This window comes from Microbacterium sp. NIBRBAC000506063 (assembly GCF_017968845.1).
In the GTDB taxonomy this organism is placed as follows: domain Bacteria; phylum Actinomycetota; class Actinomycetes; order Actinomycetales; family Microbacteriaceae; genus Microbacterium.
Genome location: NZ_CP072876.1, coordinates 979,423 through 988,918, shown reverse-complemented (window position 1 = coordinate 988,918; position 9,496 = coordinate 979,423). Strand labels below are relative to the sequence as shown.

The window sequence follows — 9,496 nt, the reverse complement described above, 5'->3', positions numbered from 1 at the left end:
GGGCGGCATGATGGCCACTCCCGGCAGCGACGAGCGCGAGACCTGGCCCCTCTGGGAAGTGTTCGTGCGGGCGAATCGTGGCCTGAGTCACGTGCACGTCGGATCCCTGCACGCACCGGATGCCGAGCTCGCGCTCCGCAACGCCCGCGATCTGTACACGCGGCGCGGCGAGGGCTCCTCGATCTGGGTCGTGCCGGCCGAGGCGATCTCGACGAGCGACCCCGACGCGAAGGGAGCCTTCTTCGAGAGCCCCGCGGGCAAGAACTACCGGCACCCGAAGTACTACACCGCGTCGGAGGGGTGCCGCACCTGTGACGAACACTGCCGCATCGACGCCACGTTTCGTCTCGCCTTCGGCTCGCGGGGCGACCGGGGGTGACGTCGAGACGCCGCACGGCGACGTCACCGTCGACGAGGTCGAGCTCTCGGCGGAGCTCGCCGGCGAGGGCGGTCGCACGGCATCCGCCGACGTCGCCGAATACGCCCTCCGACTCGGCGACGATGCCCTCATCCTCTCCCAGCAGCTGAGCCGCTGGATTGCCGGTGCGCCCGAGCTCGAGGAGGACGTCGCCCTCGGCAACATCGCCCTCGACCTGCTCGGGCACGCCCGCTCGCTCCTGCACTACGCCGGCACCTTCGACGGTCGCAGTGAGGACGACCTCGCCTACTTCCGCGACGAGCCGGAGTTCCGCTGCGCCTGGCTGTTCGCGCAGGAGAACGGCGACTTCGCCAAGACCATCGCGCGGCAGCTCGTCGCGTCGACCTACATGTTCGAGCTGTATATGCGGCTTACGGCATCCGATGACGAGACGCTCGCCGCGATCGCCGCGAAGGCCGTCAAGGAGGTCGAGTACCACCGGGATCACGCGGTCCAGTGGACCCTGCGGCTCGCCGGCGGCACCGAGGAGTCCCGGCGGCGCATGCTGCGCGCCCTCACCGACATTTGGCCCTTCGTCGAGGAGCTGTTCCGGGACGACCCCCTCATCGATCGCCTCGAGGGCATCGCCGTGCGCCCGTCGACGCTGCGGGAGGACTTCGACGCGGTCATCCACGCAGTATTCCGCGAGGAGAATGTGGATGTCCCGGATGTCGCGGCCTCGGCCGGCGGCGGTCGGCACGGCCGGCACTTCTCCGGGCTCGGGTTCATCCTCGCCGAGATGCAGGTGCTCGCCCGGCAGCATCCGGGGGCGACATGGTGATCCTGCAGACGTCGGCCGCCGAGCGCGCCTGGGCCGTTGCGGCATCCGTCCTCGACCCCGAGGTCCCCGTCCTCACGATCGAGGATCTCGGCGTGCTGCGCGACGTGCGGGTCGACGGCGAGCGGGTCACCGTGACGATCACGCCCACCTACTCCGGATGCCCGGCCATGGACGCGATCCGTGACGATGTGATCATGGCACTCACGGCATCCGGCTTTCAGGATGTGGATGTCGATCTCGTGCTCTCCCCGCCTGGACGACCGACTGGATGAGCGAGGCGGGCAAGCGCAAGCTCGAGGAGTACGGCATCGCCCCGCCCACCGGGCGCGCCGCGGTCAAGGGACCGATCCCCGTCGCTCTCGCCGTGAGGTGCCCGCGCTGCGGTTCGCTCGAAACCCGCGAGGTCTCCCGCTTCGGCTCGACCTCGTGCAAGGCGCTCTACGAGTGCCGTGCCTGCCTCGAGCCCTTCGACCACTTCAAGGTGCACTGATGGGCGCCCTCGAGCAGACCGAGGAGGAGAAGGTCGCCGACGCCTTCCTCCGCAGCGCGGTCGGCGGTCCCACCGCGCCCCGCCGGCGCACGCGCTTCCACACGCTCGAGGTCGCGGAGGTGCGCCCCCTCACCGACGACGCGATCGAGGTCACCTTCGCGGTGCCGGAGGAGCTCGCGGGCGAGTTCGATTACCTGCCCGGACAGCACGTCGCCCTCCGCCGCGAGATCGACGGCCGCGAGGTGCGACGCTCCTATTCACTGTGCCGGATGCCGGTCCCGTCGACATCGGTTGCCGAGCCCGGTCGACGTACAGGAGCCGGCTCGATCAGCGTGGCGATCAAGCGGGATCGCGGCGGGCTCTTCTCCACCTGGGCGCACGAGGATCTGCGTCCGGGGTCCCGGATCGACGTGATGAGCCCGCAGGGAACCTTCACCAGTCGTCTGGCCGACCTCGACGGCGCGCACGTCGCCGCCGTCGCCGCGGGCTCGGGGATCACCCCGCTCATGGCGCTCGCCACGGCCGTGCTCGGCCGTTCCGAGACCGCGCGCTTCACGCTGCTCTACACGAACCGCTCGACCCGCGACGTCATGTTCCTCGACGAGCTCGCCGATCTCAAGGACCGCTACCCCACGCGCTTCGCCCTCTTCCACGTGCTGACCCGGGAGCAGCGGGCTGTGCCGCTGCTGTCGGGGCGGCTCGACGAGGAGAAACTGCGCGGCATCTTCGAGCGCCTCATCGTGCCCGCGACGATCGACGAGTGGTTCCTGTGCGGGCCGATGGAGCTCGTGCAGCTGTGCCGCGACGTGCTGGCCGATGCCGGCGTCGACAGCGCACACGTGCGCTACGAGCTCTTCACGACGGATGCCGACCGGGACGAACCGCGCCGCCCGGTCGTGGTGCGTGAGGACGAGCCGGTCGTCGAGATCGCCTTCACCCTCGATGGCCAGTCGGCGACGGTGTCGAGCCCGGTCGCCGCGAACGAGTCGATCCTGAGCGCCGCGCTGCGCGTGCGGCCGGACACACCCTTCGCCTGTGCGGGCGGGTGTGCGGCACCTGCCGTGCGCGGATCGTGGAGGGCTCGGTGAACATGACCGAGAACTACGCGCTCGAACCCGATGAGCTCGAGCGCGGTTTCGTCCTGACCTGCCAGTCGCATCCGACCAGTGACCGTGTCGTCGTGGACTACGACGTATGAGAGGACCCGCTCATGATCGAACTGCGCATCGAGGACGACGTCGCGCACGTCACCCTGAACGCCCCCGACAGGCTCAACGCGCTGGACGAGGAGGCGCTCGACGAACTGGGCGCGGCCTACACGGAGGCCGAGCGGGCCGGCGTACGGGCGCTCGTGCTCTCGGGTGAAGGGCGCGCGTTCTGCGCGGGCCGCGACATCTCCGGGGTCGACCCCCGCACCGATGACGTCTCGGGCTACCTGGACGGCAGGGTGGCCCCGCTCCTCCAGCGGATGTCGGCGTTCCCCGCACCGACCTTCGCCGCCGCGCACGGCGCCTGCCTCGGCGTCGGGCTGGGTCTGCTCATCGCGACCGATGTCGTCTACGTGGCCGACACCGCCAAGATCGGCTCCCCCTTCGCCGCCCTCGGCGCGACGCTCGACTCCGGCGGGCACGCCCTGTTCTTCGAGCGGCTCGGCGCGCACAAGACCCTCGACCTCATCTACACCGGCCGCCTCATGAGCGGCGAGGAGGCCGTGCGCTCGGGACTCTTCTCCCAGGTCCTGGCAGCGGATGCCGTGCACGACGCCGTTCGTGCGGCGGCGGCCCGTGCGGCATCCGGGCCGACATCCGCCTTCCTCGCCAGCAAGAGGCTCGTGGCGCAGCTGCGCGACGAGCGTCTGGGCCTGTGGCGGTCGATGTCCGCCGAGAACGCGGCGCAGGCGGCGCTGTGCGACAGCGACGACTACCGGGAGGGCTTCGCCGCGTTCCAGGAGAAGCGCGCGCCCCGGTTCCGCGGACACTGAGGCGTCCGCAGATCGGGACGGCTCAGGCGGGGATCGGGTCGCTCAGCAGCGACTGGAAGGCGGCCTCCGCGGCGCCGATCAACAGCCGGTCCTCGGCCAGGGCGGCTGGACGGATGACGAGACCTTCCGCGTTCGCGAACATGGTCTGGCCGCGCACGGCCTCGGTGAGCCCTTCGAGATCCTGCTCGGCGAGCGTCGCGAGGAAGCCGCCGAGGACGATGACGGCGGGGTTGAGCACGTTGACGGCGTTGGCGAGGGCCGTCGAGAGGATGCGGCGCTGCCGGGCGACCTCGGCGGCGACCTCGCTCGACGTGGAGGCGCCGAGCGCGGCGGCGAGGGTCGGTTCGTCGGCGTGCGCGAGGTCGAGGGCGGCGAGCAGCCGGGTGCGGCTGACCTCGTCCTCGAGGACGCCGCCGGCCACATGACGATCGTCGGATGCCGCGATGCCCGGCCGGTTCTGGCCGAACTCGCCCGCGTACCCGCCGGCGCCGGTGACGAGCGCACCGTGCACGACGAGCCCCCGCCGATGCCGCTCGCGCCGCCGTTGAGGTAGATGACGTCGTCGGCGCCGCGCGCCGCCCCGAAGAGATGCTCGGCCGAGGCGCCCATCGTGGCGTCGTTGCCGATCACGGCGGGAACGCCCAGGGCGTCTTCGAGCAGCCCGGCGAGGGCGACGTCGCGCCACAGCAGATGGGGGGCGTTGCGCACGAGGCCGTCGGCGGCGACGAGGCCGGGCACGGCGACGCCCGCCGCGACGATTCGTGCGTCGGCGAGCGGATCCTCCCGCCAATGCGCGAGCTGCTCGGCCACGAGTGCGGCGGTCTGCGCGGGAGTGAGGAGCTCATCGCGTTCGATGCGCGCCCGCACGGGGATGCTGCGATCGAGCCCGACGGCGGCGATCGTGAGGGCGTCGACCTCCGGGTTCACCGCGATCGCGACGATGCGGGGGTCGGCGGCGACGACGGGGGAGGGTCTGCCCACGCGGTTGCTCGGCCCGGGGGCCCGCTCGATGACGAGTCCGGCGTCCACCAGGTCGCTCACGAGATCGCCGATCGTGGAGCGGTTGAGCTTCGTCGCCTCGGTGAGCGCGGCGCGGGAGACGGGACCGTCCCGGTGCACGATGCGCAGCACGCGGGAGAGGTTCCGTGCGCGGACGCCTTCGACGACACTGTTCCTGTCTGCCACCCGTCCACCTTACGAGATCCCTCCGAGATCGGATCGTGACCCTCCGGGTATTTGTTGCTCTTGACCACGAATGTCCGGAAGCCTATCGTGGGGGTACCCCAAACACTTTCGACATTGCAGTCGAAACTTTCGAAAGGTTCAATGATGAACACACGCAGCATGACGCGAACGGCGGCGGGAATCGCTGCCGTGGGCCTGGCCGCCGGAATGCTCGCCGGATGCTCGGCCGACAACGGCGACACGCCCCAGGAGCCGGGCGGAGACGCCGAGCAGATCACGCTCACCTGGTGGCACAACGCGACCTCGGATCCGCTCCAGGGTCTGTGGGAGGACGTGGCCGCCGAGTTCGAGGCCATGCACGAGGGCCTGACGATCGAGGTCACCGGGTACCAGAACGAAGACCTCCAGCGCACGCTCATCCCGAACGCGCTGGTCTCGGGCAACGCACCCGACGTCTTCATGGTGTGGCCCGGCGGCGAGGTCCGCTCGCAGGCCGAGGCCGGGCATCTGCGCGATCTGTCCAGCCTCACCGACACGATCGACGCCCTCGGCGCCTCGGTCAATCCCTGGCAGCTCGACGGGGTGCAGTACGGGCTCCCGTACACCTTCGGCGCCACCGGGATCTGGTACAACACCGAGCAGTACGCCGAGGCGGGCATCACCGCTCCGCCGACGACGCTCGCCGAGCTGGAGGATGCCGTCGCGAAGCTCCAGGCGGCCGGGTTCACGCCGTTCTCCGTGGGCGCCGGTGACGGCTGGCCGGCGGGCCACTGGTGGTATCAGTTCGCGATCGGCGCCTGCGGACAGGCGGTGCTGCAGACCGCGATCCCCGAGCTCGACTTCAGCGACCCGTGCTGGGTCACCGCGGGCGAGCAGCTCGAGGCCTTCGTCGCCAGCGACCCCTTCAACTCCGGCTTCCTCGCCACCCCGCTCAGACCGGCGCCGACAGCTCCGCGGGCCTCGTCGCCAACGGCAACGCCGCGGCCGAGTTCATGGGCCCGTGGAACGCGGGCGTCATCGGATCGCTCACGCCGGACGAGACCGTGCCGGAGTGGCTCGGCTGGTATCCCTTCCCCGCCACCGGCAGCGACGCCGTCGTGATGGGCGGCGGCGACGGCTGGGGCGTGTACAAGGATGCACCCGACATCGCCCTTGACTTCGTCGCCTACCTGCTGAACGAGGACGTGCAGAAGCGCTTCGCCGCCAGCGGCGCGGGTGTGCCGACCCACGCGGCCGCCGCATCCGCCATCGAGGACGAGAACCTGCGCGCCAGTGCGGATGCCCTCGCGACCGCCGACTACGTGCAGCTCTGGCTGGACAGCGATCTCGGACCGGCGTTCGGCGGACCGCTGAACAACGCGATCGTCACGATCTTCGGTGGCTCCGGCGCACCGCAGGACGTCGTCCGGACCCTCGAGGACACGGCCGCAGCGCAGTAGGCTGCGCCCGTCGGGGCACATACCCGGGCAGGGCCTGCGGCTCATCCGCAGGCCCTGCCTCCGCCAGCACTGGAATGAGCATGACCATCCAACAACAGGCCGCCGCAGAGCTCTCCGTCGCGCCGCCGGCGATACCGGCCCGAGGCCGCGGAGCCCAGGCCCGCAAGTGGCTCGAGATCGGGATCTTCGTCGGTCCCGCCCTCGTCGTCTTCCTCACCTTCGTGATCCTTCCCGTCGCGCTCGCGGCGGTCTACAGCCTCTACAACTGGAACGGCCTCACGCCGCTCGAGCGCTTCATCGGCTTCGACAACTACGTGCGCGCGCTGAGCGATCCGCTCTTCCTCACCGCGATAGGCAACAACTTCACGATCCTCATCGCCTCGCTGCTCGTGCAGGGCCCGCTCGCGATCGCCATCGCCCTGCTCCTGAACCGCAAGCTGCGCGGCCGCGCTTTCATCCGCGCCGCCATCTTCGTGCCGTATGTCCTCGCCGAGGTCATCGCCGGTCTGTCCTGGAAGCTGCTGCTCTCCCCCGCGGCGGTGTCAACGCGCTGCTGGAGGCGGTCGGGCTCGGTCATCTCGCCCAGCCGTGGCTCGCCAATCCCGACATCGCCCTGTGGGTGATGTTCGCCATCCTCACCTGGAAGTACATCGGCTTCGCCATCCTGCTCATGCTCGCGGGGCTCCAGGGCGTTCCCGAGGAGCTGCACGAGGCCGCCGCCATCGACGGCGCGGGCTGGTGGCGCACGCAGTGGAGCATCACGCTTCCGCTCCTCGGTCCGACCATCCGCATCTGGGCGTTCCTGTCGATCATCGGCTCGCTGCAGCTGTTCGACATGGTGTGGGTCACCACGCGCGGCGGCCCCGTCGGCGCCACGAACACGATGGCCGTCTACATGCTGCAGAACGGTCAGGGCGCCCCGGGCTACGGCAGCGCGATCGCCGTCATCCTCTTCGTCATCTCGCTGATCGTCGCCCTGCTCTATCAGCGCATCGCCATGCGCCGCGATCTCGCCGGCGCCATCACGAGCGGAGTGCGCTGATGTCCGCAGTCTCGACCGTTGCCCCGCGCACGAACCGGACCCTCGGCTCGTGGCTGGCGCAGCCCCTGGTGTACTTCGTCGCGATCGTCGCCGTCGTGATCTCGGTCGGCCCCGTCGCCTTCATCTGGCTGAGCGGATTCCGCACCACCGCCGACATCAACGCCGACCCGGCGGGGATGCCCGATCCCTGGTACTTCCAGAACTACGTCACGGTGCTCTCCTCGCCCCGGTTCTGGGGCTCGGTGTTCTCCTCCTCGCTCGTCGGCTTCGGCACCACGCTCGGCGCCGTCGTGCTGGGTGTCATGGCCGCCTACGTCATCGCCCGGTACACCTTCCGGGGCCGTCAGGGGCTGTACGTGCTGTTCGCCGCGGGGCTGATGTTCCCCGTCACGGTCGCGGCGCTGCCCCTCAGCATCCTGCTGCGCGACCTCGGCCTGCACGGCACCTTCATCGGCCTGATCATCCCCCAGGTGGCGTTCGCGCTGCCGGTGACGATCATCATCCTCGTGCCGTTCCTGCGGGCGATCCCCAACGAGCTCGAGGAGGCCGCGGCCATCGACGGCGCCTCGCGCGTGGGCGTCTTCTGGCGGATCATGCTGCCGCTGTCGATGCCGGGCCTGGTCACCGTGGGCGTGCTCGCCTTCATCGGCTCGTGGAACGGCTACCTGCTGCCGCTGCTCATCATGGCTTCGGGAGGGATGCCGCAGGAGCTGTGGACCCTGCCGCTGGGCGTGCAGCAGTTCTCCACGCAGTACTCCGCCGACACCGGCGCGGTCCTGGCCTACACCTCGCTGTCGATGCTCCCCGCACTGGCGTTCTTCCTCTTCGCCGAGAAACGGATCGTCGGCGGACTCTCCGGGCGGTGAAGGGATGACCGACGTGACCGCTGTCTCCACCGATGCCCCTCGCGTCGCCGCACTCATCGCCGAGATGACCGTGGCCGAGAAGGTCGCCCAGCTCTTCGGGGTCTGGGTCGGCGCCTCGGCCGACGGCGAGGACGTCGCCCCGCACCAGCACGACATGGACGACCACGTCGATCTGGACGAGCTGCTCCCGCAGGGACTCGGTCAACTGACCCGCCCCTTCGGCACGGCGCCGGTCGACCCCGCGCTCGGCGCCCTCTCGCTCCAGCGCGCCCAGCAGCGGATCGTCGCGGCGAACCGCTTCGGCATCCCCGCGCTCGCCCACGAGGAGTGCCTCGCCGGCTTCGCGACCTGGGGGCGACAGCCTATCCCGTGCCGCTGAGCTGGGGCGCCTCCTTCGATCCGGATCTCGTGCGCGAGATGGCCGCCCGCATCGGAGCCGACATGCGCTCCGTGGGTGTGCATCAAGGTCTGGCACCGGTGCTCGACGTCGTCCGCGACGCCCGCTGGGGCCGCGTCGAGGAAACCATCGGGGAGGATCCGTACCTGGTCGGCAGGGTCGCGACCGCCTACATCCAGGGACTGGAATCCGCCGGCATCGTCGCGACCCTCAAGCACTTCGTCGGATATTCGGCGTCCAAGGCCGGCCGCAACCTCGCCCCGTCTCGGTCGGGCCGCGCGAGCTCGCCGACGTGCTCCTCCCGCCCTTCGAGATGGCGATCCGCGAGAGCGGCGTGCGCTCGGTCATGAACTCCTACTCCGACATCGACGGCGTGCCCACGGCCGCCGACGCGCAGCTGCTCACCGGACTCCTGCGCGAACGCTGGGGCTTCGAAGGCACGGTCGTGGCGGACTACTTCTCCATCGCCTTCCTCAAGACCCTGCACGGCGTCGCCGAGGACTGGACGGATGCCGCGGCCGCCGCGCTCGCCGCGGGCATCGACGTCGAGCTGCCCACCGTCAAGACCTTCGGGCCCGCCTTCGTGGCAGCGGTCGAGGAGGGCGGGTCGACGAGGCCCTCGTGGACCGGGCGCTGGAACGGGTGCTGCGGCAGAAGGCGGAGCTGGGACTGCTCGACCCGGAGTGGTCGCCGGTGCCGCCCGCTCTGGAAGGGCGCGACATCACGAACCCGGAGGCGCTCCGCGGCACCGTCGACCTGGACTCCGCGGAAGGCCGCGACATCGCCCGGCGCCTCGCCGAGGAGGCGATCGTGCTCCTGCGCAACGACGGCGTCCTGCCGCTGACGGCGCCGCGCCGCATCGCCGTCGTCGGTCCGACCGCCGACGACCCCCTGGCC

10 protein-coding genes and 4 pseudogenes are annotated in these 9,496 nt (G+C 70.5%); 13 read left to right on the top strand and 1 reads right to left on the bottom strand.

The window, feature by feature from the left end:
- Positions 1-7: 7 nt before the first annotated feature.
- The 5 genes and pseudogenes from paaB to KAE78_RS05565 all read left to right on the top strand — a co-directional run bounded on the left by paaB (position 8) and on the right by KAE78_RS05565 (position 3,670).
- Complete coding sequence (paaB, locus tag KAE78_RS05585) at positions 8-379, top strand: 1,2-phenylacetyl-CoA epoxidase subunit PaaB (protein WP_411155994.1); 372 nt, start codon at positions 8-10, stop codon at positions 377-379.
- On the top strand, positions 312-1,199 hold the full coding sequence (gene paaC, locus KAE78_RS05580) for a 1,2-phenylacetyl-CoA epoxidase subunit PaaC (protein ID WP_223172097.1): 888 nt from the start codon (positions 312-314) through the stop codon (positions 1,197-1,199). The genes paaB and paaC overlap by 68 nt, the downstream gene beginning before the upstream one ends.
- A pseudogene (gene paaD / locus KAE78_RS05575) lies at positions 1,193-1,689 on the top strand (1,2-phenylacetyl-CoA epoxidase subunit PaaD). The gene paaC and the pseudogene paaD overlap by 7 nt, the downstream one beginning before the upstream one ends.
- Positions 1,689-2,887: pseudogene (gene paaE, locus KAE78_RS05570) on the top strand (1,2-phenylacetyl-CoA epoxidase subunit PaaE). Before paaD ends, paaE begins: the two co-directional pseudogenes overlap by 1 nt.
- Before the next feature lie 12 nt (positions 2,888-2,899).
- Entirely contained in the window at positions 2,900-3,670 is a 771-nt protein-coding gene (locus KAE78_RS05565; RefSeq protein WP_223172096.1) for an enoyl-CoA hydratase/isomerase family protein, read from the top strand.
- Between the two features lie 22 nt (positions 3,671-3,692).
- Here KAE78_RS05565 and KAE78_RS05560 read toward each other — a convergent pair.
- Positions 3,693-4,480: pseudogene (locus KAE78_RS05560) on the bottom strand (ROK family protein).
- Positions 4,481-4,996: 516 nt separating this feature from the next.
- Between KAE78_RS05560 and KAE78_RS19475 the strand changes: the two are divergent.
- From KAE78_RS19475 to KAE78_RS19465, 8 genes and pseudogenes are all read left to right on the top strand, one after another.
- Positions 4,997-5,608, top strand: a pseudogene (locus KAE78_RS19475) (ABC transporter substrate-binding protein); the annotation flags it as partial.
- Positions 5,609-5,628: 20 nt separating this feature from the next.
- Positions 5,629-6,294, top strand: coding sequence for an extracellular solute-binding protein (locus KAE78_RS17375; RefSeq protein ID WP_411155993.1), 666 nt, complete (start codon positions 5,629-5,631; stop codon positions 6,292-6,294).
- Between the two features lie 80 nt (positions 6,295-6,374).
- Positions 6,375-6,917 (top strand): carbohydrate ABC transporter permease, encoded by a 543-nt coding sequence (locus KAE78_RS05550; RefSeq protein WP_223172095.1) that lies wholly within the window; start codon positions 6,375-6,377, stop codon positions 6,915-6,917.
- A complete protein-coding gene (locus KAE78_RS05545; protein ID WP_223172413.1) occupies positions 6,917-7,336 on the top strand; it encodes a carbohydrate ABC transporter permease in 420 nt (139 codons plus the stop codon). The genes KAE78_RS05550 and KAE78_RS05545 overlap by 1 nt, the downstream gene beginning before the upstream one ends.
- Positions 7,336-8,202: a carbohydrate ABC transporter permease gene (locus tag KAE78_RS05540; protein ID WP_223172094.1), complete on the top strand. Its 867-nt coding sequence runs from the start codon at positions 7,336-7,338 to the stop codon at positions 8,200-8,202. The genes KAE78_RS05545 and KAE78_RS05540 overlap by 1 nt, the downstream gene beginning before the upstream one ends.
- Before the next feature lie 4 nt (positions 8,203-8,206).
- Positions 8,207-8,581: a hypothetical protein gene (locus tag KAE78_RS05535; protein WP_223172093.1), complete on the top strand. Its 375-nt coding sequence runs from the start codon at positions 8,207-8,209 to the stop codon at positions 8,579-8,581.
- The gene (locus KAE78_RS19470; RefSeq protein WP_411155992.1) at positions 8,572-8,949 is read left to right on the top strand and encodes a glycoside hydrolase family 3 N-terminal domain-containing protein; all 378 of its coding nucleotides are present in this window, start codon (positions 8,572-8,574) and stop codon (positions 8,947-8,949) included. The genes KAE78_RS05535 and KAE78_RS19470 overlap by 10 nt, the downstream gene beginning before the upstream one ends.
- Positions 8,892-9,443, top strand: a complete 552-nt coding sequence (locus KAE78_RS19465) for a glycoside hydrolase family 3 N-terminal domain-containing protein (RefSeq protein ID WP_411155991.1) — start codon at positions 8,892-8,894, stop codon at positions 9,441-9,443. The genes KAE78_RS19470 and KAE78_RS19465 overlap by 58 nt, the downstream gene beginning before the upstream one ends.
- Positions 9,444-9,496 lie beyond the last annotated feature (53 nt).